The sequence below is a fragment of the Novosphingobium sp. SG751A genome (assembly GCF_013149295.1).
Classification (GTDB): domain Bacteria; phylum Pseudomonadota; class Alphaproteobacteria; order Sphingomonadales; family Sphingomonadaceae; genus Novosphingobium.
In genome coordinates this window covers 1-23,116 of the sequence record NZ_JABGCB010000037.1, presented here as the reverse complement: position 1 = coordinate 23,116, position 23,116 = coordinate 1, and the positions used below count along the sequence as shown (strand labels likewise).

The window sequence follows — 23,116 nt, the reverse complement described above, 5'->3', positions numbered from 1 at the left end:
CACCGCAAGCTAGCCGCCTAAAACCAACCCCCAGACGAGGCCCGCACCCCGCTAATCTACGACGCAATTTGTGCCAAATGTTCTGATGACGGACAGCCGACAAACAGGGTCTTCTTGACCAGGCGCGCCATGATGTCGTCGTCGGCACCCCAACTCCAAAACAGTGCGGCGAGTGTCACGTCGATCACGATCAGCGTGGTGGCGATGAAGGCCACTTCGCCGCTGAGGAGGCCGAAGCCGCTATCGATGTAGCGGGTGAAGACCTCCAGGAAATGGTCGATGACGCCTGTGCCGCCCATGATCTCAACGCGCCTCGTTCGTATGGGAGTCGATCGCCGGCGCGGTCTCGTTGACCGCGGGGTCGCGCGGGGCCAGAGGGTTCTGCGGCTGACCATTCGGGCCCGGCGCTTGCGGCGCCGGCTGCGGCTGCAGGGCCTGCGATGGCTTCAGAAAGCGGTCGCGGTTGTCCGCCCAGGCCTGAAGACAGGCGGGATCGCGGGTGCCGGCTTCGCCGAGCTGCTGGCACCGCCGCAGCTCGGTCTTCAGCGGATCGACGCCGGTCTGGGTGGCCGCGGCGACGCCGCGATAGAGCGGCGGATCGTCCTTGCGGGAGAGCTCAATGGCCGTCGCCGTGATCGCAAAGGTCACGAAGCCGATGGCGCCGACACGCGCGAGAGTCTTTCCGTCCATCGTCGCGCCCTCAGTTGCTGCCTGGGAACATCTGCGCATTGCCGGGCTGGTATCCGGCGCCGGGGGTCAGGAAGCGGCGGCGCTGCTCGCGGCCCTGTTCGGCCGCGGCCGACCGCTCGGCCTCGGCGAGCGCCTGGGCGCGGCCATTGGCCGAAACGACGGCGGTGAGATCGGCGAGCTGCTGGGCCTGCAACGCGAGGAGCTGGTTGCCGGCCTGCGTTGCCTGCAAGGCGCCGGTTGCGCCCTGGCTCTGGTCGACCAGCGCCGACATCTGGGTGCGGTTGGTGTCGATGTTGCCGACGACGCCGGCCTGAACGCGCATCGCGTCCTGTAGGCCCGAGACCGTATTGTTCCAGCGTTCCTTCGCCTGGGCGACGAGCTGCTGGTCGGAGGCGCTCATCGAGGCGCTGCCGGCGCCGTAATTTGTGCGGAACGCCTGGTCGATGTTCTGAACGTTGTAGGCGATGCCCTGCGCCTGCTGAAGAAGCTGCTGGGTACGCTGCACCGACTGCTGAAGCTGCTGGAGCGAGGAGAACGGCAGGCTCGCGAGATTGCGCGCCTGATTGATCAGGGACTGCGCCTCATTCTGCAAAGAAGTGATTTGGTTGTTGATCTGCTGCAACGCGCGAGCCGCCTGCAGCACGTTTTGCGCATAGTTGGTTGGGTCGTAGACGATGATGGCTTGGGCTGGCGTCGCGAAAACTGGCGCGAGCGCGGCAGGAGCCGCGAGTAGTGCTGCAGCGAATCGCGCTGCGCGGTAACGGCGCAATTTCATCATGGTTTCTCCAGGTTGGTGAGGTTGGGAATGAGGTCGGCCGCCCACACGACGCCGCGATGGCGCAGCCACGCCGCGAGGAAGCCCTCGCGTCCGTGCTCGGCGACGATCCGATCTATGGCGGCCTGGTCGGTCTTGGAGGATGCCGCGCAAAGCGCGAGCGCGACGTCGGTGAGGCCCAGCTCGAACAGCCGGTTGCCGCGACGGCTCTGGCAGTAATAGTCCCGCTTGGGCATGGCCCTGGCGAGGATCTCAATCTGCCGATCGTTGAGGCCGAAGCGGCGGTAGATCGCGGTGATCTGCGGCTCGATCGCCCGTTCGTTCGGCAGCAGCAGCCGGGTCTGGCAGCTCTCGATGATGGCGGGCGCGATCGCCGATCCGTCGATGTCGGACAGGGACTGGGTAGCGAAGATGACGCTGGCGTTCTTCTTGCGCAGCGTCTTCAGCCACTCGCGGAGCTGGCCGGCGAAACCCTCGTCGTCGAGGGCAAGCCAGCCTTCGTCGACGATGATCAGCGTCGGCTCACCGTTCAGCCGGTCCTCGATGCGGTGGAAGAGATAGGAGAGCACCGCCGGAGCCGCGGCCGTCCCGATCAAGCCTTCCGTTTCGAAGGCCTGGACGGTGGCGACACCGAGATGCTCGCTCTCGGCATCGAGCAACCGGCCGTAGGGCCCGCCGACGCAGTACGGCCGCAGCGCCTGCTTCAGGTCGTTCGACTGCAGCAGCACCACGAGGCCCGTCAGGGTGCGCTCGCCGATCGGCGCGCTCGCCAGCGACGACAGCGCGGTCCAGATCAACTCCTTGACCTCGGGCGTGACCTGAATGCTTTCGCGCATCAGGATCGCGACGATCCAGTCGGCGGCCCAGGCACGCTCTGCCGCCTCGTCGATCCGGGAGAGCGGCTGAAGCGCGACACTGTCGGCGGAGCCCTCGGTCAGGCCGCCGCCGAGATCGTGCCAGTCGCCGCCCATGGCGATGGCGGCTGCGCGGATCGAGCCGCCGAAGTCGAAGGCAAAGACCTGGGCTTGGGCGTAGCGGCGGAACTGTAGCGCCATCAGCGCCAGCAGCACCGACTTGCCGGCGCCGGTCGGTCCGACCACCAGCGTGTGACCGACGTCGCCGACATGGATGGAGAACCGGAACGGGGTGGACCCTTCGGTCTTGCCGTACAGCAAGGGGGGCGCACCAAAGTGCTCATCCCGTTCCGGCCCCGCCCACACGGCGCTTAGGGGTATCATGTGGGCGAGATTGAGCGTCGAGATCGGCGGCTGACGGACATTGGCGTAGACGTGGCCGGGCAGCGACCCGAGCCAGGCGTCGGCCGCGTTGATCGTTTCGGGCATCGCGGTGAAGTCGCGGCCCTGGATCACCTTCTCGACGAGACGGAGCTTCTCGGCCGCGACGCGGGGGTCATTATCCCAAACGGCGATCGTGGCGGTGACATAGGCCTGTCCGGCATAGTCGGCGCCGAGTTCCTGCAGCGCGAGGTCGGCGTCGGCGGCCTTGTTGGCGGCGTCGGTGTCGACGAGGGCGCTCGCCTCGTTGGTCATCACCTCCTTGAGGATCGCGGCGATCGACTTGCGCTTGGAGAACCACTGCCGCCGGATCTTCGTCAGCAGTTTCGTCGCGTCGGTCTTGTCGAGCAGGATCGCCCGCGTCGACCAGCGATACGGAAAGGCTAGGCGGTTCAGATCGTCGAGGATGCCGGGCGTCGTCGCGGTCGGAAATCCGACGATGGTCAGGATGCGCAGATGCGCGTCGGCAAGGCGCGGCTCCAGCCCGCCGGTGAGCGGCTGATCGGCCACCAACGCGTCGAGATACATCGGCGTCTCGGGAACGCGCACGCGATAGCGCTTCGTCGAGACGGTCGAGTGCAGATAGGTGAGCGTCTCGACATCATCGAGCCACGCGCATTCCGGCATGAAGGCCTCGACGAGCTGCAAGATGCGATCGGTGCGATCGACGAAGCCGCGCAGCGCCTCCCAGGCATCGACGCCGCGCTCGGCCTTGCCCTCGTAAAGCCAGCTCTCGGCGCGTGCGGCATCCTCGGCCGGTGGAAGGAAAGTGAAGGTCAGGAAATAGCTCGACTCGTAATGGACGGCGTCCTCTTCGAAGTCGGCCTTGCGCTCGGCATCGACCATCGCTGAGGCCGGATCGGGGAACCGGCTCGCCGGATAGGCGTCGACGGCATGGCGTTGCGCCTCGACGAAGATCGCCCAGCCGCTGCCGAGGCGGCGGAAGGCGCTGTTGAGGCGCCCCGCGACAGCGACCAGCTCGGCCTGCACGGCGGAATCGAGATCGGGTCCGCGGAAGCGCGCGGTGCGCTGGAAGCTGCCGTCTTTGTTGAGGACGATGCCGGGCGCGACGAGCGCCACCCATGGCAAGAAATCCGCAAGGCGGGTCGAGGTGCGGCGATATTCGGCGAGGTTCATCATGGCGCGCGCCTCAGACGTTCAGGTGACCGGGGATGCGGAGGTGCCGGCGGCCGACGTCGACGAATTGCGGGTCGCGCTTGGCCGCCCACACGGCGGCGAAATGGCCGATGGCCCAGAGACCGAGGCCGACCAGCCAGAGGCGAAGACCGAGACCGAGAGCGGCGGCGAGCGTGCCGTTGAGGATGGCGATGGCGCGAGGTGCGCCGCCGAGCAGGATGTGCTCGGTCAGTGCCCGATGGACCGGGACGGTGTAGCCCGGCACGTCGCCGCCGCTCTCGATCAGGCCCGCCATCAGACGAGCGCCCCGCCGCCGAACGAGAAGAAGGACAGGAAGAAGCTCGACGCGGCGAAGGCGATCGACAGGCCGAAGACGATCTGGATCAGGCGGCGGAAGCCGCCCGAGGTGTCGCCGAACGCGAGCGTCAGGCCAGTGACGATGATGATGATCACCGCGATGATCTTGGCGACCGGCCCCTCGATGGATTCGAGGATCGATTGCAGCGGCGCTTCCCACGGCATCGAGGAGCCGGAAGCGTGGGCGGCCGGGGCCAGCAGGACACTGGCCAGGAGGACGGATGCGGCTGTCGCCACATGGCGACGAAAATGCAGGGCGCGGCGGATCATGCGGGTTCTCCTTCGGGGGGCTGGGTTGCGGGGCGGACGTGGTAGTCGCCGTCGGGGCTGAGCCCTTCGATGCGACCGAGTTCGGCCAGGCGCCGGGTCGAGCCGCGGCCCGAGAGGACCGCGACAAGATCGATCGTCTCCGCGATCAGGGCGCGCGGGACAGTGATGACGGCTTCCTGGATGAGCTGCTCGAGGCGCCTGAGTGCGCCGACCGCGGTGCCGGCGTGGATCGTGCCGATCCCGCCGGGATGGCCGGTGCCCCAGGCCTTGAGCAAGTCGAGCGCCTCGGCGCCGCGCACCTCGCCGATCGGGATGCGGTCAGGCCGAAGGCGCAGCGAGGAGCGGACGAGATCGGAGAGCGTGGCGACGCCGTCCTTGGTCCGCATGGCCACAAGGTTCGGCGCGGCGCATTGCAGCTCGCGGGTGTCCTCGATTAGCACCACGCGGTCGGAGGTTTTCGACACCTCGGCGAGCAGCGCATTGGTGAGCGTCGTCTTGCCGGTCGAGGTGCCGCCGGCCACGAGGATGTTGCGGCGATCGGCGACGGCCTGGCGCAGTATCTCGGCCTGGTCGGCGGTCATGGTGCCGGCGACGACGTAGTCCTGCAGCGTAAAGACCGCGACGGCGGGCTTACGGATCGCGAAGGCCGGCGCCGCCACCACGGGCGGCAGCAGGCCCTCGAACCGCTCTCCCGTTTCCGGCAGTTCGGCCGAGACCCGCGGATTGCCGGCATGGACCTCGGCGCCGACATGGTGGGCGACCAGGCGTACGATGCGCTCGCCGTCGGCCGCTGAGAGCCGCTCGCCCGTGTCGGACAAGCCTTCCGAAAGGCGGTCGACCCAGAGACGGCCGTCGGGGTTGAGCATCACCTCGACGACGCTGGCGTCTCCAAGGAAACCGGCGATGGCAGGGCCGAGTGCGGTCCGCAGCATGCGGGCCCCGCGAAGTATCGCCTCAGATTTCTCGGATGATGCGGCCACGTCGTCCCCGTTCTTTGCGGGACCGCGTCAGGCCGTCCCTGGATCGGGGACGATTAAGAGAACCGGAAATCAGCCCTCGGCAACAGCTTGTTTTGGGAGTCGTACTGTGGCGTACAAAGACAGGCGTTCGGCGGTGTTGCCGAATACTTGAGTTGCTGCAATTGACGCTTATTGCGCGTCGCGCGTGGGCTCGAGGTCCTCTGAAATTTCCTGCCTGAGCTTCGGACCCTTGGCGAGTCTGCGCCCCAGCGCCGCGACGAACGCGTCGTAGCGCTCGCCAGCCTGGGCGCGCGCTGCGGCCTGTGCCGGCTCGGGCAAGGGGGGATTGGTGGTCAGCCAGAAGCGCACGAAGACGGCGAGCATCTCGACCGAGATGCCGACGTCGCGCTCCATGCGCGTCATGCGCCGGTCGAGCTGGTCGAGGCGTTTGGTCGTCGCCGCTTCCTGTCGCTCGGCGGCGTCCGGCGACAGGAAGGACGCGATCGCTGCCTCGGCGATGAGCGAGCGCGACTGATCGCGCCTAGCGGCATGAGCGGCGAGCGCCTTCATCACCTCGGGTTCGAGATAGACCGACAGGCGCTGCTTCTTTGACGGATTGGCCATGGACGTCTCACAGCTCCATGCCGTCGTTCGGATCGAGCGAGACCTGGCGCGCCAAGCCCTGCATGATCTGGTTGGCGCGGCTGATCCGCGCCGTGTCGTCATCGGCCTCGTCATCGAAGCCGCCGTCGAACTCGTTTTCGATCGGCGCCTTCTTCTCGACCGGCGCGGCGCGTTCCAGCTCGGGCTGGTGACGCCTTTCCGATCCGGTCGGATCTTCGTTGCCAGCGTCCTCGACGATGGCGGCGCCGGCCGACACCACGCTCGCCGGCCGGGCCGGAAGCGGCAGCCGGCTCCAGTCGTCCTTGCCAGGCTGCGACGGCCTGGTGAGTGCTGGGGGCGCCATGATTCGATCCTTGAAGCGGCGGTCCTCGTAGTAGCGGGCTTTCTTCGCGCGGATCGGCGGCGTGCCCGCGACCATGACGATCTCGTCGGCGGGCGGGAGCTGCATGATCTCGCCCGGGGTGAGCAGCGGCCTCGCGGTTTCCGAGCGCGACACCATCAGGTGGCCGAGCCAGGGCGAGAGCCGATGGCCGGCATAGTTGCGCATGGCGCGCATCTCGGTCGCGGTCCCGAGTGCATCGGAGACGCGCTTGGCGGTGCGTTCATCGTTGGTCGCGAAGCTGACGCGGACATGGCAGTTGTCGAGGATCGAGTTGTTCGGCCCATAGGCCTTCTCGATCTGGTTCAGCGACTGCGCGATCAGGAAAGCCTTCAGGCCGTAGCCCGCCATGAAGGCGAGCGCGGATTCGAAGAAGTCGAGCCGGCCGAGCGCCGGGAACTCGTCGAGCATCAGCAGCAGCCGATGGCGGTTGCCCTTCGCCTTCAGATCCTCGGTCAGGCGCCGGCCGATCTGATTGAGGATGAGCCGGATGAGCGGCTTGGTCCGCGCGATGTCCGAAGGCGGCACGACCAGGTAGAGGCTGGTCGGCTGCCGGGCGCTAACGATGTCGGCGATGCGCCAGTCGCAGCGGCGCGTCACCTCGGCGACGACGGGATCGCGATAGAGGCCGAGGAACGACATGGCGGTCGAGAGCACGCCGGAGCGCTCGTTGTCGGATTTGTTGAGCAGCTCGCGCGCGGCCGACGCGATCACCGGATGCGGTCCGCTCTCCCCGAGATGGGCGGTCTTCATCATCGCCGCCAAGGTTGACTCGATGGGCCGCTTGGGATCGGAGAGGAAGGCGGCGACGCCAGCGAGCGTCTTGTCCTCCTCGGCATAGAGCACATGGAGGATCGCGCCGACCAGGAGCGCGTGGCTGGTCTTCTCCCAGTGGTTCCGCTTTTCGAGGCTGCCTTCCGGATCGACCAAGATGTCGGCGATGTTCTGCACGTCGCGGACCTCCCACTCTCCGCGGCGCACCTCGAGGAGCGGATTGTAGGCGGCCGACTTCGCGTTGGTCGGATCGAAGAGCAGCACCCGGCCGTGACGGGCGCGGAAGCCGGCGGTCAGTGTCCAGTTCTCACCCTTGATGTCATGGACGATCGCCGAGCCCGGCCAGGTGAGCAGCGACGGCACGACAAGGCCGACGCCCTTGCCGGAGCGGGTCGGCGCGAAGCACAGCACATGCTCAGGTCCATCGTGCCGAAGATAGGCGTGGTCGAACTTGCCGAGCACGACGCCGTCCTCGCCGAGCAGGCCGGCGCCGCGGACTTCGTCATGACGGGCCCAGCGCGCCGAGCCGAAGGTCTCGGCGTTCTTCGCTTCCCGTGCCCGCCACACCGACATGCCGATGGCGACGGCGATCGACACGAAGCCGCCGGACGCCGCGATATAGGCGCCCTCGACGAAGATCGGCGGCGCATAGGCGTCGTAGAAGTACCACCAGGGAAAGAAGGACCACGGATAATAGATCGGCCAATGACCGAGCATAAACCATGGCGGTCCGAGCTGGGGTTGGAAGCCGAGCTTCCAGGCCGTCCATTGCGTGGCGGCCCATGTCGTCAACAGGACGATGGCGAAGACGGTGAGGATCTGCCCCCAGAGGATCTTGGTGGCGGACATGGCGGGGTCCTTTCGCTTGGGATGGTGGTCACAGGCCGAGCCCCCGCTGGCGGCCGAAGCTCCAGTCGACGCCGCCGTCGCTTCGGGCGACGCCGGAGACGTGACGGCCGAGCTGCTTTTCGAGGGATGGCGTCCAGGGCACAAGGCTGAAGCCGAGACCGTCGTCGATCATGGCGAAGCGGCCGCTCGCGAGGTTCAGCCGCCGCTGATAGGTGCCGGTGACATATTCGCCGGACTCCGGCTTGACCTGGGGACGGCCGGTCTCGGCGGCGATGCGTTCGCCGACCGCCTCCAGCTCGCGACGCCGCAGCGTGTCGACCAGACCGGCCTGGAAGCTGACGCCGCGCTTCTGTCGCTCGGCGAGGCCCTGGCCGACCAGATGTTCGGCGCGCCGGTCCATGGCGTCGCGCACTTCGGCGCCGAAGCCGCCGCCCAGCGCCGCCGGCTCGCGGGCGATATTCTGCCGGTCGAGCCAGGTGGCGCCGGTGGCGGTCACTTGCCGCTCGATGTCGAGGTCGGAGCGCACCGCGACCGCCACGCGGCGCTGGCCGCGCGCGTCGTCGAATTTCCGAAGCTCGACGATCGAGCCCGGCGCGCTGTCGCCGGCGGCGTCGAGGTCGGGCAGCTTGATGTGGTGGGTGCGGCTGTCGACCCCGTCGACGACGGCGAAGGCCGTGCCTTTCAGCTCGTCGTCGAGGCCGCGGGCGACCAGGCGGCCGATGACCGGATCGTTGAGGCTTTCCGAGGCAAGCACATAGCTCGCCGCGCCGCGCTCGATGCCGCGCTCGGTCAGGCCGTGATGGATGCGCTTGATGATGTCACCGCGTTCGCCGAGCTCGCGCAGCGTCGCCTCGGCCTTGTCCGAGATCGTCCACTGTCCCGGACCAATCTCGTCGGCAAGCCCAAGGCCTTCGAGCTTGCGCAGCCGCCCGACCTTCAAGGCATGGAATTCGTCGGGCTGGCGATCGGGATGCGGCGCGAGATCGATGACGCCGGTACGATAGGCGTCGCGGGCAAACTGGCGATCGAGGTTGGTCCAACGGTCGGCGTCGATCTGGCGCTCCAGCGTCTGCCGGATCTCCTGATCGGTGCGCGGCCCCAGCTCCTGGGTGATCAGGTCGCGCGCCCGGTCGCGCATGCCCTCCTTTATATAGTCGCGCGAGATGACCAGGTTCTCGCCGTCATCGCGCACGCCGCGCACGATCAGATGGACATGCGGATGCTCGGTGTTCCAGTGATCGACCGCGACCCATTCGAGCTTTGTCCCGAGATCCTTTTCCATCTGGTCGACCAGCTCGCGGGTGAAGCCCTTGAGGTCGGACATTTCCAGCGCGTCGTCCGGCGAGACGATGAAGCGGAAATGATGGCGGTCATCCTCGGACCGCTTCGCGAAATCCTTGGCGTCGACGTCATCCCCGCCCGGGCCGAACAGCCGGGCCTTCTCCCCGTCGCGGGTGACGCCGTCGCGGCGAAGATAATCAAGATGCGTCGAGAGGGGGGCGGATCGGCCGGCGTGACGGACGACGCGCGCCTTGATGACCGCACCGCGCGAGCGCGCGGTGATGAGGCGGTTCGCCTGGATCGAGGCGCGCTGTCCGCGCCCGAACCGGGACCGCGCGCCGGGCCCGATCTTCCCTTGCCGGGAAACGCTGCCGCCAGCGCGCTGGGCGGCGGCCAGCGCCTGGGCGATGAAGGGCCGCGCCCGCTGTGCGCTGGTCGAGCGGATGCGGCCTGGCCGGATGCGGAAGTCGTGCTCGTCGGTCATGCCCGACGCTCCGCACATCGCACCAACGCGATGATATTCTTGAGAAAAGCGCCGGTGCGCAGGCTGCGCCGGTCAGGCGCACCTCGCGAAATCGCGCCATAACCCCTTGAAAAAGCACAACCGAACCGAAGCGCACATCGCGCCCCTTTATCCTGCCATCGTGCGGTTGTGTTTGCGGTCCTCCCTCCCAACGCCCTCCACACTGCGCTGGGGTTTGCCACGCTGCGATGGACGGGTGAGACAGTCATCGCGGGCCTGCAAGCTCCCGGCGGGAGACGAACAGGCCGCTGGTCGGGTTCGCATCGGCCGCCGCATCGCGCGGTGGAGCCGCAGTATCGCCGTCACGCGCCTGACCATCCGCCTGCACCGGACCTGCGCCCGGACCGCGATCCGATGCGCCGATGAAGAGCGGCGCGCGTGTCCAGGCCAGCGGGTCGGCGGCAGCAACAGTGACGACGGCCGGGGACGCTTCGCCGCCGACAAGGGGCGTGAGCTGGGCGACATAGGCGCGCGTCTCGGCTGGCAACGCGCGGTCGTTCGCGAGGTAGTCGTCGTACCGTCCGGGTCCGGCATTGTAGGCCGCGAGAAAGCCCGGCGCGCCGTAGCGATCGTAGAGTTCGCGCATATAGGCCGTGCCCGCGATAATGTTGTCGCGGGGATCGAACGGATCGCTGCCAAGGGGATAGCGGGCGCGCAGATAGGCCCAGGTGTCGGGCATGAGCTGCATCAGGCCCATCGCGCCCTTGGGCGAGACGGCGCGCGCGTGGTTGGCGCTTTCGACACGCATGAGCGCGCGAATCCAGGCGACCGGAACGCCGAACCGCTGCGAAGCCTCGCTCACGAAACCGGCGAGCTGGGTGCTCGCCTCGGCCGGAACCGGCGGCACGGTCTGAGCCTGCGCCGGCGACATTGGCGAAGCGGCCATCGGCAGGCCGGAAAGGAGAAGGAGGAGCAGCCGGTGGGCGGCACGGGACTTGTCCGTGCCGCTCCGATGATGCTGCGATCGATGCGGGGCGCGCACCGATCAGTCCTCGCTGTCGCGCGTGTTGGGGCGCGGCTTGGCTGGCCGCGACCAGTGCAGACCCCAGGTGCCGTTGTCGTCGCCGGAGCGGAAGAGGTTGGCGCGCAGCGGACGCGGGAACAGCGGGCTGTCGAGCTGCACGGAGACGTAGTCGCCGGCACGTTCGCCGACATGCTTCCAGCCGGCGCCGATCTCGATGCCGTCTTCGCCGCCGAGCAGGACACGGTAGTCCGGCGCGTTCTCGGCTTCGGAGGGTTCGGCCGGAACGAAGGTGAGTTCGGCGTCGATGCCGAGCGCGGTAAGCCGCCCGGAATAGCCGGACTTGGTGCGGGTGAATTGGCCGATCTGGGTCATGGTCGTCTCCGTGGGTTGGGGGTGGAAGCAGCAGTTCAGCGGGTCGAAGCGCGCCACACGTAGCGGCCGTCGCCTTGCTCATCGGTCCAGAGCGGCGTCGCCCGGCCGATCACGTCGCTGGTCGGCAACGGCCCGAAATAGCGGCCGTCGAGACTGTCGCTGACCGACCAGTTCATCAGGAAAAGCTCGCCCTGGGCGATGCGACGGCAGCCCTGCCAGACCGGCAGCGACCGGCCGAGATGGTCGCGGTCGAGCGCATCGCCCATCGGCACACCGTCGACGGTGATAGCGTGATCGCGGCGGCAGACCTGTTGGCCTGGAACGCCCGCGATCCGCTTCATCAAGGGCACGCCACGGCCGATGTAGCCGCGCTCGACCATGAAGGCGGCGAGCGGTTCCGGCGCGCGGATGGCGACGAGATCGGTAACTTCGAAGCGGTCGGCCGGCGCGATGCTGTAGAGCCCGATCGGCGTGCTGGCCGACGCGTTCCAGATGAGCTTTGTCGGGAAATCGACGAATGCTGCGGTCGCCATGCCGATGGTCAGGACGTAGGTGACCATCACGTAGCCGAAGCGGCTCATGATCCGGCCCTCCGACGCAGAAGGAAGGCCTTGTGATGCTGGGCCGTGTAGGATCGCGGCTGTTCGCCGGCGGCCATCCGGTTGTGGACGTGCCGCCAATGATCGGGCGAGACGTCGCCCGGATCGATGCCGATCGCTTCAATCGTGTCGATCATCTGCAGCACGCGCTCGACCTTCGGCCAGCCTTCGACCTTGAGCAGGATGTCGCCGCCGGGACGCACGAAGGGCACGGTCTGCTGCGGCTCCCCGGCGCGGACGGTGCGCAGCACGTCGAGATGCGAGGCGATGGTCCCGTAGTCGTTCGCGGCCCAGCGCACGAAGCCGAAGACGCTGTCCGGCGCAAAGCGCAGCACGCGCCGACGGCGGTCGAGGATCTGTTCGCCGACCTCGCGGCCGAACCTGATCCAGTTCTCGATACGCTTCTCGACCCAGGTGAGCTCGACCTCGGTCAGGTCGTGGGGCGGCGGCGCGGCCGGCTTAGGCCCGCCACGCGCATGGATGGCGGCGGCGCCAGTCATGTCGCGTCTCCAGTGCTGTCGGGGAATTCGCGCGCGAGCAGCTCGCGCAGCATGTCGGCAACGGTGACGCCGCGCTGGAAGGCTGCGATCTTGATCCGGGCGCGCTGCTCCGGCGTGACGTCGATCGTCAGCCGTGCGGTGTAGATGGCGGCGTCGGGCGCGCGCGGCGCAGGGGCGTCAGCCGCCCTGATCCAGGTCTCCGCGTCGCCCGGTCGGGTGGCGAAGCCGCGCTTTGGAGGCGTCGCGGTCATGGCGCGATCCTCCCGACTTCGCTGACCAGCGCGGCGATCTCGCGGGCGGCGGCACTGTCCTGATCGATTTCGCCGACAAGCCGTCCGGTTTGCGCGGTATCGGCGAAGGCGACGCGCTGGCCGATCCTGGCGGCAAGGAGCGGCGGATCATGGTCGGCCAGCGTTTCGGCGGTCTCGCGGGCGATGACGGTGCGCGCGGCGCAGCGATTGAGGACGAAGCGCGCGACGAGCTGCGGCCGGTAGATCCGGGCCTCGCCGAGCAGCGACAGCATCTCGGCCGACGCCCAGCCGTCGAAGGGGGACGGTTGCACCGGGATCAGCACCAGGTCGGCAGCGAGCAGCGCCGAGCGCATTAGCCCGGCGACCCGCGGCGGCCCGTCGATGATGACGTGGTCGACGTCGCGGGCGATCTCCGGCGCCTCACGATGGAGGGTGTCACGCGCCAGACCGACCACCCCGAAGAGCCGAGGCAGGCTTTCACGCGCCCGCTGCTGCGACCAATCGAGCGCCGAGCCCTGCGGGTCCGCATCGATGACGGTGACGCGCTGACCGCGCTTTGCCCATTCGCCGGCAAGGTGGAGCGCGATCGTCGTCTTGCCGACGCCGCCCTTCTGATTGAGCAGCGCGACGATCATGACGGTCTCCCGGCGATCGGGGACTCGTCCACACGCGGTGAAAATGCGGTTCGCGTTAGAAAGATTCCGAAGGAATCTAGGTTAGAGAAGTTACGGGGCTCGCAAGTTGCTGATTCAGCGAGCAGATTCGGCGATTCCGGTCCCTGATAGCACGAGGATCGGGTCCTCGATGGCACGATGGGTCCGGTCCCTGATGGCACGAGACGATTCACAGCTTATCCCCAGAGCGCTTGGTCGAGCGACGGCGCTGGCGGGGGATGCCGAGCGCGTTCGGATCGATGGGTTTGAAGGAGAGGATTTCGGGACCGCCGAGGCACTGCTCGATGGTCAGGCGATAGCCCGGCAGCGGTTGCCGACGGACGATGTCGCGCAGGTCGTAGGCGAAGTGCTTGAGCGGCGAGAGCGAGCCGGACTTGGCGTGGAGATGAGGGAAATCGAAGCTCCAGCCGAACTCCTGCTTGCCGCCGTGCTTGCGCACCAGGCGATAAAGCCAGCGTTCAAGGCCGCCCGTCAGACCGAAATAATTGCGGTCGATCGTCAGCACGAGCGCGTCGTCGAGGACCGCGGCGTAGAACCAATCCGGCACAATCAATTCGAGGCCGAGCGGCCGGCCTCTGGCATCGGCGCGCTCCTTCCACTCGTTAATCCAGGAGAAGCGGTGCAGCCGCCGCTCGGTCGGCTGGCGGATTGATGTTGCCACCGTCGTTGACTGGAGACGGTCGAGCGCGGCCTTCAGTCGGTCGTAGTCGCGCAAGCTGACGCCGCGGCCGATGAAGTTCAGAATTTCGTAGGGCGTGGTCGCCATCAGGCGCGAGGGGCGCAGGCCGTGATCGCGCGCTTCCACGATCTGGGAAGCAGCCCAAATGAGCACGTCGGCGTCCCAGATAGTGGCCATGCCATGCTCGGCGACGGCTTCCACGCGGATGACGACGGAGCCAGCCTTGAAGTTGATCGGCGCCAACCGTTTCGACTTGCCGAGGGCGAAGAACGGGTACGCCATCAGGTCCTGCGCGTCGCGCGGGGCGAGATCGCCGGGCAAAGCCCGGAAGAGATCGAGCTGCTCGCGTTCGCTGTGGTGATGACGCGCCGACATGGAAGGAGCTCAGCGCGGGAAGCGGCCAGCAGCGGCAGGGGAGGCCGCCTGGCGCTTTGCCGGAAGGACGGTCCCGCCGCGAGGATCGGACGTCGAAGTGACGAGACCGCGATCCGCCCAGGTCTGGAGGTCGTCGACCGAATAGACGACGCGGCCGCCGAGCTTCCGATAGGTCGGACCCGTGCCGTAGGTGCGATGCTTTTCGAGCGTTCGTTCGGAAAGGCCGAGGAAGCGGGCCGCCTCCTGCGTTCTTAGGTATCGTGGCGGTAGATTGGCGGCTTTTTCGGCCATGATCGAACCTCCGTGGTCTCGCGGGAGGCCGCTGCGAACGAGCGGCGGGTTGCGAGCACGGTGGCGCGAAGACGGCGCCTCGGACGATGTCGAAGTAAGGAAGCTAAATTCGACACCCGGGTGGGTGTCAGCGTTCGCGTCGGGGACGGCGCAGCAGCGCCCGGTATCCGCCGCGAACGAGCTTCTTGCCGTCGCGGGCAAGACGAATGGTGGTTTCGCGGATGGCGCTGCCAACCCACGACGACGGGTCGTTCTCATGTTGGGGGAAAAGAAAGTGGGCGATGGCCCGGTAGGTGGCACCCGTCTCGCGGGCATCGACGGCGCGTAGCATCTGTCGCGCCCGTTGAAGCCGCTGGGGCGTGATGCGCGGGTCCGCCGGCACCGCTCGGCCTGTCGCGGCCGACCAGAACCGGCTCAACGCCGTCAGGCGGTCCGGTGTCATCTCGTCGAGCGGGATCACCGCGGCGAGCTCGTCGCCTTCCTTCGAACCGGAAAGGCTGACATCGAATCGCTCGCCGTGGAGGCTCAACCGCAGAAGCGCCGCTTCGCGGTCTCGGACAGCGTGAGCCCGAAGATCGTCAACGGTGAGATGAGAACCTTCGGAAAGGGCGGGCCCGCTTTGGAGGATGATCGCCGCCGGATCGGTTTGCGGGGTCCAGAAGATCGGCTGGGCGAGGCCCGTTACGTGAGGGTCTGCCGCGAAAACATAACCCCCATTGCTGAGCAAACGCCGTCGCTGTTTCGTCTGTCAATCGCCCGGAGGACAACAGTCCCTGAAAGGCGTTCCTGTAATCCGGGTTTCGCCGCAGGAATTCCCAGGCAAGTTCGCTTGGCGTAAGTTGATCGATATAGTTATAGGCGGCCGCAGACCGCCAACTTTCTTCCTCGGACATCCTCCGACGCCTCCGCGCAAGTGTTACGCAACGCGAGTTGTGAAGAAATAACGATTCCAAGTTGAGTCGTTCCTGGGAAGAACGAAGTCGGATCCACGTGATGCAAAATCTGCATCACCTCAGTGGAGGCGGGGCCCCAGGAGTTCGCTGTAGCCGCTTTGGGTCATCCATTTGGCGCGGGAGAGATGAGCGGTGTGGACGCGGGCGGCGCGCTCTGGATCGGTTTTGGCACAGATTCCGAAGAGCGCTTCAACAACCTCTTTCCAGTCCGCACCGTCAGCGTCAGCGTCAAGAAGGCGTAGATAAAGCTTCAGATGCGACTGGTCATAGTCTGTGAGCGCTGGGCCATCCGGCGGTTGATCCAGAAAGTCTTCTTTGGTCACGGTATCCCCCGCGCATAGATATATCCAATTCGAAGGGAATTGTTAACGCTGTTTGGGGGCAAGCGACTATCGATAGGCCGCATGGATGACAGCGGCGCGGGTAGATAGCCCGCCGATGCGTCAGTCGCCTCTCTTCCCGTTAACAAGCATCACTCCCACACCCTGGTCGGAATTCAGGAAGACGATCCCGCCACGCTCAAATGCACGCCGGATTTCATCACGCGTGCTTTCATAGACCTCGAGGTCGCTTTCGGACTCGAGGCGCTTAAGCGCGGTCAAAGATACCCGGGCTCGGTCAGCGAGCGTCTCCTGTGTCCAACCCAGCAACGCGCGCGCGGCCCGCGATTGTCGGGCGGTGATCATGCATGATCACCTCCCACTTGGACCTACGCGTACGCTAGAACTACGGCTATAATAGTCGTTCTTGGACAAAAAGGCGAGCTTTAAGAGCTTCCGCCAACGGTCGTTGCTTAGACGCGGCTGGAACTGATTCGGTCGCCGGCGTAACGAAGGCCCCGGCCTCTCCGGCCGGGGCCTTACGCGGGTGTCAGTCGCCACGCCGGCCGTTGGGGCGGGACCAGATCAGCGAAAAGGTATCCTCACCCTCGTCGTCGAAGAGATTGGCGTAGATGGGGGCGTTGAAGCTCGGATCGTCGAGCTTAAGGCCCAGATAGTCGCGGCCCTCGTTCGAGCGCTTGGACCAGGCAGCACCGATCTCGGCGCGGCCGACCAGGACCCGGTGACTGGGAGCGTTCTCGCCGGTGGCGCGCTGGTCGGGGACGACGCGCACGTTCTTGGCCTGGACGCTGAGGGTGACGATGTCGCCGGTGAACTCGTTCGAGCCGGTCTTTTTGAAGGTGCCGATGGTCGCCATTGTAAGTCTCCGTTTTCCGTTCCCGAGCCCGCACCATTGCGGCCTCGATGGCGATCGGCAGGCCGAAGGTGATCGACGGCGCACCCCAAAAGGGGCCTGACAGCCAAGGAGGACTTTCTTGTCGCGCGAGGAATGACGGCGCAGCCGGCAGGGGAAGAAAGTTTGACGCGGCTGTTGCGTCATAGGCGATGGAGGCGCAGCCGGCCTTCGGCCAGATCAGGCCATTGAAGAGGCCGTTTGGAGCGGTCGAGGCACGGTCAGATAACGGAGAAGATGGCGGCCGTTCCGCAACGGCAACCGGCGCTACGGCATGCTCACCGACTTCGTCTCCTCCCGCCAGGCCGACGCTGCTGCCATCCTGGCTTTCCACCGCCGCCACCGAGATCGCCGCGCCGATGTCCGGTGCCCGCCAAGACACGACTCTGCTCCCGCAGCGCTCCAACGAGGACCGCCTTTCCGGACCAGCGTCGATCCGCGTCGCCCACGCCCATCGTTCCGGCATCAGACGACGGGAGCGACCACGGCCACGGCTGCCCTGATCCTCCTGACGGCGATGACGAAGATCAGGCCCGTGCAAGGTCCCGGCCGGACGGGGCCGTCGCCATTCCAGCGAACCGCACGAAGGCGGTGATGCCGACCGCGACCGCGCCGATGACGGAGAAGGTGATCTGCCACGCGTCAGACGGCATAAGGTGCTGCACGATGCCGTGGGTGGCATGGAAGCCGGCGATCGCCGCAGGCGCGATGAAGGCTGCGGCCACGATCAGCTTCAACCACATAGGCCGGACGAAGGTGATGAGTAGATGGCCGGCGGCGAGCGTGATCGCCGCCGCGACGGCGCCGACCAGGATGGCGCCCGGGATGCCGGCGCCCGTATCGTGCGCCCAAGCGCCCGCGGTCACGCCGACGAACGCCGGCAGCGCGAAGACGGCCAGCGTGAACAGCAGCCAGCAAAGCAGGCCTATCGCTGCGAGGGATGCAAGTATTGCGAGGATGATCATGGCGGTGGTCTCCGTATGGACAAGGTCTGACGGCCGTGCCTTCCACCACCACCACAGCGCAGCTGAAGTATAGCGCAAGAGAGCGCGTGCCGGGAGCGGAAATTGGCGGCGATTTCCGCTCCTGCGACCGGGTCGCCCCGGTCAAGGGGCGAAGGGGTCGATCTCATGGACGATGGCGGCGATGTCGCCGTCATATTCGCTGGCGGGCGTGACCGACAGCGTGCCGTCGCCAGCCTGGAAGATGATGATGGCGGCCATCAGCGTGGTGGCGAGGCTGAAGGCGAAGGCGTGGGCGTCATTGAGGGACATCGATCCGGCTCCTGTTCGAGCGGAGGACCATCCCCCGCTGACAGGCGCCCGATGTGTCGGACGGAGCGCTGCAATCACCGCGCAGGCGAAGCCGCAGCGGCGGCATGCTGGCATAGCCGACCCTCTACGGGTTGATGGCGTCAAGCGATCAGTCTGACCAAGGATCAGCGCAGAAAAGCGGGGGTGGTGCTCGGCGACGAAAGCCGTTTACGTTCCCGATCAGGCAAGGAGAGCCGAACTGCGCCCAACCGGAGTGTTGGCGATGAAATCCCTGTAGGCGTAGTTGATGAGGTCGCGGACCAGTTCGAGCAGACCGCCGACAGGCAGACCGTCGAACGGATCGCCATGGGCCATGCCGTTGCGACGCTGGCTCAGGCTGGGCTTCGACGCGCCGGTGACAAAGCCGATCGCGGTGCCGCCGGTGCGGACGATCATCGGGATGTGCGCGTCGTCGAGGCCGTCGACATCGACCATATGCTCCAGCAGTGCGGCGAAGGAGCGCTTCTTCTTCGGAATCTTGTCGCCGTATCGATCCATCACCGTGAGCTCCAGGGCGATGAGCGCTGCGAGCTCGCCGGCCTTCAGCACGTCGAGATCGATCCAGCCGAGAAGATAGAGCGCCTGCGCTCGCCGGAATTTGAGTTGGACGATGTCGGGTATGCGCGCGTCGATGCCGAGGCCGACGATGAACCGTCGCCATTCGTCGGGCTCGTTGAACTGGATCATTCCGCCGGGGAGCCCGGGCGATGGCCATGCGATGATCAGCGGCGCGTCACGCGCGGCGAGTTGAATGTGGTTAAGGTCCAGATGCGCCTCCTGTCGGCAAATGCTTAGTGTTTCTGCCGACAATACCAGATCGCGGTCAGTCATTTGAAGTCGTGCGGCGCTCACGCGCCGCCGAACTTCCAGACTGGGATGCCGAGCTTCTTGGCCTTGTCGGCGAGGTTGTCGTGGATGCCGGTGCCCGGGAAGTGGATCACGCCCTTCGGCACGATCTCCAGGATCTCGTCGTTGCGCTTGAAGGGTGCTGCCCGGCCGTGCTTCGTCCAGTCGGGCGCGAAGCCGATCTGCGGGACGTTGCGATTCTTTGCCCAGAGCGAGGCGATCTTCTCGGCGCCCTTCGGCGATTTGCCGTGGATCAGCACCATGTCGGGATGCTTCTCGTGGACCTGATCGAGCTTGGCCCAGATCAGCCGGTGGTCATCGAAGGCGAGCCCGCCGGTGACGACGATCTTCGGGCCCGGCGGCAGGAGTACCTCCTGGTCTGCGCGCTTCTTCGCCATCAGGAAGTCGCGGCTGTCGATCATCGCCGAGGTGAGATTGCGATGGTTGACCTTCGATCCGCTGCGCGGAAGCCAAGTCTTTCCGACGTGGCGCTCGTAGTGCTCCGCGGCTTGATCGCGCATTAGCTCGAAGGCGTTCTGGCGCTCGATCAGCGTCATGCCCTCGGCGATCAAGCGCTCCAGTTCGACGGATTTCACCTCGCTGCCGTCCTGTTCGCGCTGCCCCCGCTTCTGGGCCTGCTCGTTGTCGTCCAGTTCCCGGCCGAGCCGGTCGGTGGCGCGGTGGAAGACGTTGACGGTCGACCAGAGGAGATCGTCGAGGTCGGGTTCGAGGCGCGTGTCCTCCAGGGTGCCGATCAGGGCGTCGAAGATGTCGGCGACGGCGCCCGCGACCTGGTTGCCGTCGGGCAGAAGCCGCTGGTCTGGCTCATCGGCGAAGGGGCGGTAGCCGTGTAGCTGTAGTTCGTCGAGGACATGGCCGGTGGGTGAGGATTCTTGGGTAGCGTCGTAGTCGTCGTGATCGCGCATGGGATGCTCCGTCGGTGGGACCGCGACCGTCGCGGCCTTCATGGCGACGAAGCCCACGGGCCGGACGGCCGGACACCCGGAGCGCAAGCGCAGGGCTCGATGGCTAAGGCCGGCTATTTTGCCTCGCGATGGAAAGCGGCCGTCAGGCCGCGCCGGAAAATAGTCGGCCGCCGCCATTGCCCGGCTGGCCGGCTTGTGGGCCGATCGCCCTCTCGAAGGCCGAGGCGCGGTCCCCCTCCGACGGATTGACGCATCCTCCGGGCACGGCGCCGAACCGCAGGCCCGTTCTCCTGCCGGCTATGCCGCAAACGCCATGAAGCGGGCGACGTCCTGCGGTGCGACCTGCAACCGGGCTTCCATGCGCAATGCGTCCAGGCCGAGGGTGCGCAGATCCTCGTTGAAGTCGCCCAGCTCAGGCGAGATGACAATCGCCTCGATCCCGACCGCGTTCGCCCGTTCGATCAAGCTATCGCGCGCCCCGTCGCCGGCCGGATCGTTGTCGCGGACGATGTAGAGCCGCCGCAGCGTGTCGGGGAACAGGATGGCGGCGAGATGCGCCGCTGAGAGCGCCGCCAGCATCGGCATTTCGGGAAGGACCTGGCGGAGCGACAGGACGGTCTCGATGCCTTCGCCGGCCGCCATCACCTCGCCGCCGAGGCCGAAGTGAACAGCGTTGCCGAGAAGATCGCCCATTGCCCGCCTCGGCGTGTCGATCGGCGCCTTGTCGCGTCGGCGGGGATCGAGCCAAGTGCGATGCGCCCCGGTGATCTTGCCGTCGAGGTCGGTGACGGCCGCGATCATCGCCGGCCAGGTCTCGGTCGGCGATTGCTCGTCGGGCCGATAGTAGCAGCGCGGGTGGAAATGCAGGCTTCCGGTTCCGCGTAAATCCGTAATGCCGCGTTCCCGTAAATACGCCTGTACGAGCGTGCCGTAGATTGGCTGCGACATGTGAACCAGCCGGCGCGCCGCTTCGGGGGAGCCATGCGGGGCCGGGCTTTGCCGCGGTTGCTGGTGAGATTCCGGCTCCGGCGGTGGCATGCTGAGGAAGGTCCGCGCCTCGTCCGTGACGTCCTTGAAATCGAGCAGGCCGCAGCTTTCGCGGATGACGTCGAGGAGATCGCCATGCTCGCCGGTCGCCGCGTCGGTCCATTTGCCGGCTGGGCCTTTGGGCGTGTCCTTGAGCCGGACGTACATCGAGCGGCCGGGCGTGTTGCGCACATCGCCAACCAGCCAGAAGCCGCCCTCGCGGCGTCCGCTGGAGAGGTAGTGCCGGCACACCGTTTCGGCACGATCGGCGAGGCGACGTGCAAGATCATGCGGATTTTGGGTCATGGTAGTTTCCCATGCGAAAAGGCCCGCCGTCTCCGGCGGGCCAGTCTCGCAAGTCGTTGACGTTATTCGGCCGCGACCGCGTGGGGAGCGGCGTCGGCGATCTCATCTTCCGCGAGCGGCTCGTCTTCGACCATGGCCGTTTCGCCGCCGATTGCCGTCGATTGTTCGACCGCCTCAACAGATTCGTTGCTCACGGTGGGCTCGACATTCGACGCGCCCTGATCGGCGGTGCGCAACGGTTCGGGCAACCAGCCGGTATCGGCGAGCAGCGTCTGCGCTTCCGCTGCCATGTCGCCCTTCTTCAGATGCTCGATCCGATCGGCGGCGCGCTGCCCTTTCGCCTGAGAAACCGCCTGAAGGATGCGAGCTTTCGTCACCCTGCCGAGGAAGTTGTCCACGGTCGGCTTCCACCCGGCCGCCGCCATGTCGAGGTCGACCGTCTGGGCCAGCCGGTCGGCATGAGCGGCAGCACGGGGCCGCCGGTTCCAGGGCTCGTACACGGCGTTCACCGAAAGGCTAACGATGTGGGCGAACAGGCCCGCCTGGCTGTCGCCGTCCCATTCCCGCAGCGCGTCCCAGAGATCGGCCGATTCCTTGGGAAGCGCCTTCGACCAGCTTTGGTGGCGCACGCGGATCGCCTCAGCCGATGCGCTGTCGTTTAGCCCCGGCGCCTGCGTCCCGAAGCTGACACTCTTCAAATCGAGGTCGAGGCAGCTATCCGAGCCGTAGTGGTAGAAGGTCTTCAGCGTCAGAACGTGCAGGGCTGCGACGAAGGCAACGTCCGGCCGCTCGCCCAGCGCGTGGCGCAGGCCAAGCGTCCGGTGCGAGGTCAGCTCGGTCATCAGGCGGTCGGATATGGGCGAGAGACCCTCATCCTCCTCCTCCGGCTCGGCGTCGGGCTCCGCCGTCATGACGGCCTCGTCGCCCTCGTAGCCGGCGGCCATAGCGCGTTCATCGTCGCCGTCCGCGTCCGACTCGGACGCAGGCTCGGCCGGCATTTCGTCTTCCGGTCGGACATAGCCCCGCTCGACGCGAAGCTGACCGTCGGCGCCGATGCTGACGAAAGCGCCGGCACGCGCGATCTCGGTGGCGTCGAACACGACGGGCCGGTCGCCGAAGCCCTCGATCAGCGTCTCCAGCTCCGACAGGCGCTCGTCGACCTCGTCGGGCAGTTCGTCGGCGTCCTGATATTCGTCCGACAGGCGGTCCAACTCGGACTGAAGCGCGTTGCGGCTTGCTTCCTCCTCGGTGGTCAGCGCGACGGTCTCGCCACGAAGCTGGCGCATACCGAAGGCATGGCCGTAGGCGAAGTCCGGCGCGACTTCGATCCACTTCCAGCCTTCGGCGGCGACCACCTCGGCGTCCGCCTCCAGCTTGTCGGCGGTCATCTGGTCCACGAGCGGAACATCCTGCAGCCAGCCGCCATCGTCGCCTTGGAACAGGTCGCGCAGGACCGTGCCACCGGCCGCGACGTAGGCATCCACGCCGATGAACTGCGCCCGCTTATCGGAGGCGCGGACCGCGCCCTCAGTCAGCATCCGGCGGATGACGTAGGGCTGCTTGTCGTAGGAAGCCTTCAGGCGCTCGAAGACCTGCTCTTGGCGCTCGTGGTCGCCGGAGACGGTGAAGGCCATGAGCTGGTCGAGCGTCATGCCGTCCTCGGCATAGACGTCGAGCAGCGCCGGCGAGACCGACGCCAGCTTCAGGCGCTGCTTCACCACGCTGACCGAGACGAAGAACGCGGCAGCGATCTCTTCTTCGGACTGCCCCTTCTCGCGTAGCGCGAGGAAGGCCCGGAACTGGTCGAGGCTGTGTAAAAACGCCATTCTATGGTAGTGTTTCCCGGTTATTCGGGAGGTTTCGCGATGGGTCGTTTCGTCGAGGAACAGGATCGT

28 protein-coding genes and 1 pseudogene are annotated in these 23,116 nt (G+C 66.7%); all 29 read right to left on the bottom strand.

Annotated elements, in window-relative coordinates; translation table 11 throughout:
* Positions 1-95 precede the first annotated feature (95 nt).
* Positions 96-299 (bottom strand): annotated as a pseudogene (locus FHW96_RS24875) (P-type conjugative transfer protein TrbL); the annotation flags it as partial.
* 4 nt (positions 300-303) lie between these two features.
* Positions 304-690: a putative entry exclusion protein TrbK-alt gene (gene trbK-alt / locus FHW96_RS24870; protein ID WP_172343253.1), complete on the bottom strand. Its 387-nt coding sequence runs from the start codon at positions 688-690 to the stop codon at positions 304-306.
* A 10-nt stretch (positions 691-700) separates the two neighbouring features.
* Positions 701-1,465, bottom strand: coding sequence for a P-type conjugative transfer protein TrbJ (gene trbJ / locus FHW96_RS24865; RefSeq protein ID WP_172343255.1), 765 nt, complete (start codon positions 1,463-1,465; stop codon positions 701-703).
* Positions 1,465-3,900, bottom strand: a complete 2,436-nt coding sequence (gene trbE, locus FHW96_RS24860) for a conjugal transfer protein TrbE (RefSeq protein ID WP_172343252.1) — start codon at positions 3,898-3,900, stop codon at positions 1,465-1,467. Before trbE ends, trbJ begins: the two co-directional genes overlap by 1 nt.
* A 10-nt stretch (positions 3,901-3,910) precedes the next feature.
* Entirely contained in the window at positions 3,911-4,192 is a 282-nt protein-coding gene (locus FHW96_RS24855) for a VirB3 family type IV secretion system protein (RefSeq protein ID WP_008125099.1), read from the bottom strand.
* Positions 4,192-4,524 (bottom strand): TrbC/VirB2 family protein, encoded by a 333-nt coding sequence (locus tag FHW96_RS24850; protein ID WP_028745376.1) that lies wholly within the window; start codon positions 4,522-4,524, stop codon positions 4,192-4,194. Before FHW96_RS24850 ends, FHW96_RS24855 begins: the two co-directional genes overlap by 1 nt.
* On the bottom strand, positions 4,521-5,504 hold the full coding sequence (gene trbB, locus FHW96_RS24845; RefSeq protein WP_172343251.1) for a P-type conjugative transfer ATPase TrbB: 984 nt from the start codon (positions 5,502-5,504) through the stop codon (positions 4,521-4,523). The genes FHW96_RS24850 and trbB overlap by 4 nt, the downstream gene beginning before the upstream one ends.
* Positions 5,505-5,672: 168 nt before the next feature.
* The gene (locus tag FHW96_RS24840) at positions 5,673-6,107 is read right to left on the bottom strand and encodes a ribbon-helix-helix protein, CopG family (RefSeq protein WP_172343250.1); all 435 of its coding nucleotides are present in this window, start codon (positions 6,105-6,107) and stop codon (positions 5,673-5,675) included.
* A 7-nt stretch (positions 6,108-6,114) separates the two neighbouring features.
* Positions 6,115-8,109, bottom strand: a complete 1,995-nt coding sequence (locus tag FHW96_RS24835) for a conjugal transfer protein TraG (protein ID WP_172343249.1) — start codon at positions 8,107-8,109, stop codon at positions 6,115-6,117.
* A gap of 28 nt (positions 8,110-8,137) precedes the next feature.
* The gene (locus FHW96_RS24830; RefSeq protein ID WP_172343248.1) at positions 8,138-9,874 is read right to left on the bottom strand and encodes a VirD2 family relaxase/mobilization nuclease; all 1,737 of its coding nucleotides are present in this window, start codon (positions 9,872-9,874) and stop codon (positions 8,138-8,140) included.
* Positions 9,875-10,118: 244 nt separating this feature from the next.
* Positions 10,119-10,784, bottom strand: coding sequence for a lytic transglycosylase domain-containing protein (locus FHW96_RS24825; RefSeq protein WP_253951248.1), 666 nt, complete (start codon positions 10,782-10,784; stop codon positions 10,119-10,121).
* A gap of 114 nt (positions 10,785-10,898) precedes the next feature.
* On the bottom strand, positions 10,899-11,249 hold the full coding sequence (locus FHW96_RS24820; protein WP_172343246.1) for a DUF736 domain-containing protein: 351 nt from the start codon (positions 11,247-11,249) through the stop codon (positions 10,899-10,901).
* Between the two features lie 35 nt (positions 11,250-11,284).
* On the bottom strand, positions 11,285-11,830 hold the full coding sequence (locus FHW96_RS24815) for a S26 family signal peptidase (protein ID WP_172343245.1): 546 nt from the start codon (positions 11,828-11,830) through the stop codon (positions 11,285-11,287).
* Positions 11,827-12,348 (bottom strand): DUF2840 domain-containing protein, encoded by a 522-nt coding sequence (locus FHW96_RS24810; RefSeq protein ID WP_172343244.1) that lies wholly within the window; start codon positions 12,346-12,348, stop codon positions 11,827-11,829. Before FHW96_RS24810 ends, FHW96_RS24815 begins: the two co-directional genes overlap by 4 nt.
* Positions 12,345-12,599 (bottom strand): hypothetical protein, encoded by a 255-nt coding sequence (locus FHW96_RS24805; RefSeq protein ID WP_172343243.1) that lies wholly within the window; start codon positions 12,597-12,599, stop codon positions 12,345-12,347. Before FHW96_RS24805 ends, FHW96_RS24810 begins: the two co-directional genes overlap by 4 nt.
* The gene (gene parA / locus FHW96_RS24800) at positions 12,596-13,234 is read right to left on the bottom strand and encodes a ParA family partition ATPase (RefSeq protein ID WP_172343242.1); all 639 of its coding nucleotides are present in this window, start codon (positions 13,232-13,234) and stop codon (positions 12,596-12,598) included. The genes FHW96_RS24805 and parA overlap by 4 nt, the downstream gene beginning before the upstream one ends.
* 208 nt (positions 13,235-13,442) lie before the next feature.
* Positions 13,443-14,327 (bottom strand): replication initiator protein A, encoded by an 885-nt coding sequence (locus FHW96_RS24795; RefSeq protein WP_172343241.1) that lies wholly within the window; start codon positions 14,325-14,327, stop codon positions 13,443-13,445.
* A gap of 9 nt (positions 14,328-14,336) precedes the next feature.
* On the bottom strand, positions 14,337-14,618 hold the full coding sequence (locus tag FHW96_RS24790; protein WP_172343240.1) for an AlpA family transcriptional regulator: 282 nt from the start codon (positions 14,616-14,618) through the stop codon (positions 14,337-14,339).
* Between the two features lie 127 nt (positions 14,619-14,745).
* Entirely contained in the window at positions 14,746-15,246 is a 501-nt protein-coding gene (locus tag FHW96_RS24785) for a DUF2285 domain-containing protein (protein ID WP_371815809.1), read from the bottom strand.
* Entirely contained in the window at positions 15,197-15,511 is a 315-nt protein-coding gene (locus tag FHW96_RS26885; protein WP_371815808.1) for a transcriptional regulator domain-containing protein, read from the bottom strand. The genes FHW96_RS24785 and FHW96_RS26885 overlap by 50 nt, the downstream gene beginning before the upstream one ends.
* 119 nt (positions 15,512-15,630) lie before the next feature.
* Entirely contained in the window at positions 15,631-15,894 is a 264-nt protein-coding gene (locus FHW96_RS24780; protein WP_172343238.1) for a DNA -binding domain-containing protein, read from the bottom strand.
* 120 nt (positions 15,895-16,014) lie between these two features.
* Complete coding sequence (locus FHW96_RS24775) at positions 16,015-16,257, bottom strand: helix-turn-helix transcriptional regulator (protein WP_172343237.1); 243 nt, start codon at positions 16,255-16,257, stop codon at positions 16,015-16,017.
* Between the two features lie 184 nt (positions 16,258-16,441).
* Positions 16,442-16,768 (bottom strand): DUF736 domain-containing protein, encoded by a 327-nt coding sequence (locus FHW96_RS24770; protein ID WP_172343236.1) that lies wholly within the window; start codon positions 16,766-16,768, stop codon positions 16,442-16,444.
* A 563-nt stretch (positions 16,769-17,331) separates the two neighbouring features.
* A complete protein-coding gene (locus FHW96_RS24765; RefSeq protein WP_172343235.1) occupies positions 17,332-17,769 on the bottom strand; it encodes a hypothetical protein in 438 nt (145 codons plus the stop codon).
* A 141-nt stretch (positions 17,770-17,910) separates the two neighbouring features.
* The gene (locus tag FHW96_RS24760) at positions 17,911-18,078 is read right to left on the bottom strand and encodes a hypothetical protein (RefSeq protein WP_167713022.1); all 168 of its coding nucleotides are present in this window, start codon (positions 18,076-18,078) and stop codon (positions 17,911-17,913) included.
* 219 nt (positions 18,079-18,297) lie between these two features.
* A complete protein-coding gene (locus FHW96_RS24755) occupies positions 18,298-18,948 on the bottom strand; it encodes a hypothetical protein (protein ID WP_253951247.1) in 651 nt (216 codons plus the stop codon).
* Between the two features lie 17 nt (positions 18,949-18,965).
* On the bottom strand, positions 18,966-19,889 hold the full coding sequence (locus FHW96_RS24750; RefSeq protein ID WP_172343234.1) for a DUF2493 domain-containing protein: 924 nt from the start codon (positions 19,887-19,889) through the stop codon (positions 18,966-18,968).
* Between the two features lie 297 nt (positions 19,890-20,186).
* Positions 20,187-21,221 carry a toprim domain-containing protein gene (locus FHW96_RS24745; protein ID WP_172343233.1) on the bottom strand — a complete coding sequence of 345 codons (1,035 nt, stop codon included), beginning with the start codon at positions 21,219-21,221 and terminating at the stop codon, positions 20,187-20,189.
* 62 nt (positions 21,222-21,283) lie between these two features.
* Positions 21,284-23,116: DNA-binding protein (locus FHW96_RS24740; RefSeq protein WP_216651064.1), on the bottom strand; the 1,833-nt coding region annotated here is incomplete at its 5' end.

Excerpts from the sequence above, each read along its gene's own strand:
- trbK-alt (WP_172343253.1), bottom strand. The coding sequence starts at position 690 with ATGGACGGAAAGACTCTCGCGCGTGTCGGCGCCATCGGCTTCGTGACC.
- trbJ (WP_172343255.1), bottom strand. The coding sequence starts at position 1,465 with ATGAAATTGCGCCGTTACCGCGCAGCGCGATTCGCTGCAGCACTACTC.
- trbE (WP_172343252.1), bottom strand. The coding sequence starts at position 3,900 with ATGATGAACCTCGCCGAATATCGCCGCACCTCGACCCGCCTTGCGGAT.
- FHW96_RS24855 (WP_008125099.1), bottom strand. The coding sequence starts at position 4,192 with ATGGCGGGCCTGATCGAGAGCGGCGGCGACGTGCCGGGCTACACCGTC.
- FHW96_RS24850 (WP_028745376.1), bottom strand. The coding sequence starts at position 4,524 with ATGATCCGCCGCGCCCTGCATTTTCGTCGCCATGTGGCGACAGCCGCA.
- FHW96_RS24840 (WP_172343250.1), bottom strand. The coding sequence starts at position 6,107 with ATGGCCAATCCGTCAAAGAAGCAGCGCCTGTCGGTCTATCTCGAACCC.
- FHW96_RS24835 (WP_172343249.1), bottom strand. The coding sequence starts at position 8,109 with ATGTCCGCCACCAAGATCCTCTGGGGGCAGATCCTCACCGTCTTCGCC.
- FHW96_RS24830 (WP_172343248.1), bottom strand. The coding sequence starts at position 9,874 with ATGACCGACGAGCACGACTTCCGCATCCGGCCAGGCCGCATCCGCTCG.
- FHW96_RS24825 (WP_253951248.1), bottom strand. The coding sequence starts at position 10,784 with ATGTCGCCGGCGCAGGCTCAGACCGTGCCGCCGGTTCCGGCCGAGGCG.
- FHW96_RS24820 (WP_172343246.1), bottom strand. The coding sequence starts at position 11,249 with ATGACCCAGATCGGCCAATTCACCCGCACCAAGTCCGGCTATTCCGGG.
- FHW96_RS24815 (WP_172343245.1), bottom strand. The coding sequence starts at position 11,830 with ATGAGCCGCTTCGGCTACGTGATGGTCACCTACGTCCTGACCATCGGC.
- FHW96_RS24810 (WP_172343244.1), bottom strand. The coding sequence starts at position 12,348 with ATGACTGGCGCCGCCGCCATCCATGCGCGTGGCGGGCCTAAGCCGGCC.
- FHW96_RS24805 (WP_172343243.1), bottom strand. The coding sequence starts at position 12,599 with ATGACCGCGACGCCTCCAAAGCGCGGCTTCGCCACCCGACCGGGCGAC.
- parA (WP_172343242.1), bottom strand. The coding sequence starts at position 13,234 with ATGATCGTCGCGCTGCTCAATCAGAAGGGCGGCGTCGGCAAGACGACG.
- FHW96_RS24795 (WP_172343241.1), bottom strand. The coding sequence starts at position 14,327 with ATGTCGGCGCGTCATCACCACAGCGAACGCGAGCAGCTCGATCTCTTC.
- FHW96_RS24790 (WP_172343240.1), bottom strand. The coding sequence starts at position 14,618 with ATGGCCGAAAAAGCCGCCAATCTACCGCCACGATACCTAAGAACGCAG.
- FHW96_RS26885 (WP_371815808.1), bottom strand. The coding sequence starts at position 15,511 with ATGTCCGAGGAAGAAAGTTGGCGGTCTGCGGCCGCCTATAACTATATC.
- FHW96_RS24775 (WP_172343237.1), bottom strand. The coding sequence starts at position 16,257 with ATGATCACCGCCCGACAATCGCGGGCCGCGCGCGCGTTGCTGGGTTGG.
- FHW96_RS24770 (WP_172343236.1), bottom strand. The coding sequence starts at position 16,768 with ATGGCGACCATCGGCACCTTCAAAAAGACCGGCTCGAACGAGTTCACC.
- FHW96_RS24765 (WP_172343235.1), bottom strand. The coding sequence starts at position 17,769 with ATGATCATCCTCGCAATACTTGCATCCCTCGCAGCGATAGGCCTGCTT.
- FHW96_RS24760 (WP_167713022.1), bottom strand. The coding sequence starts at position 18,078 with ATGTCCCTCAATGACGCCCACGCCTTCGCCTTCAGCCTCGCCACCACG.
- FHW96_RS24755 (WP_253951247.1), bottom strand. The coding sequence starts at position 18,948 with ATGACTGACCGCGATCTGGTATTGTCGGCAGAAACACTAAGCATTTGC.
- FHW96_RS24750 (WP_172343234.1), bottom strand. The coding sequence starts at position 19,889 with ATGCGCGATCACGACGACTACGACGCTACCCAAGAATCCTCACCCACC.
- FHW96_RS24745 (WP_172343233.1), bottom strand. The coding sequence starts at position 21,221 with ATGACCCAAAATCCGCATGATCTTGCACGTCGCCTCGCCGATCGTGCC.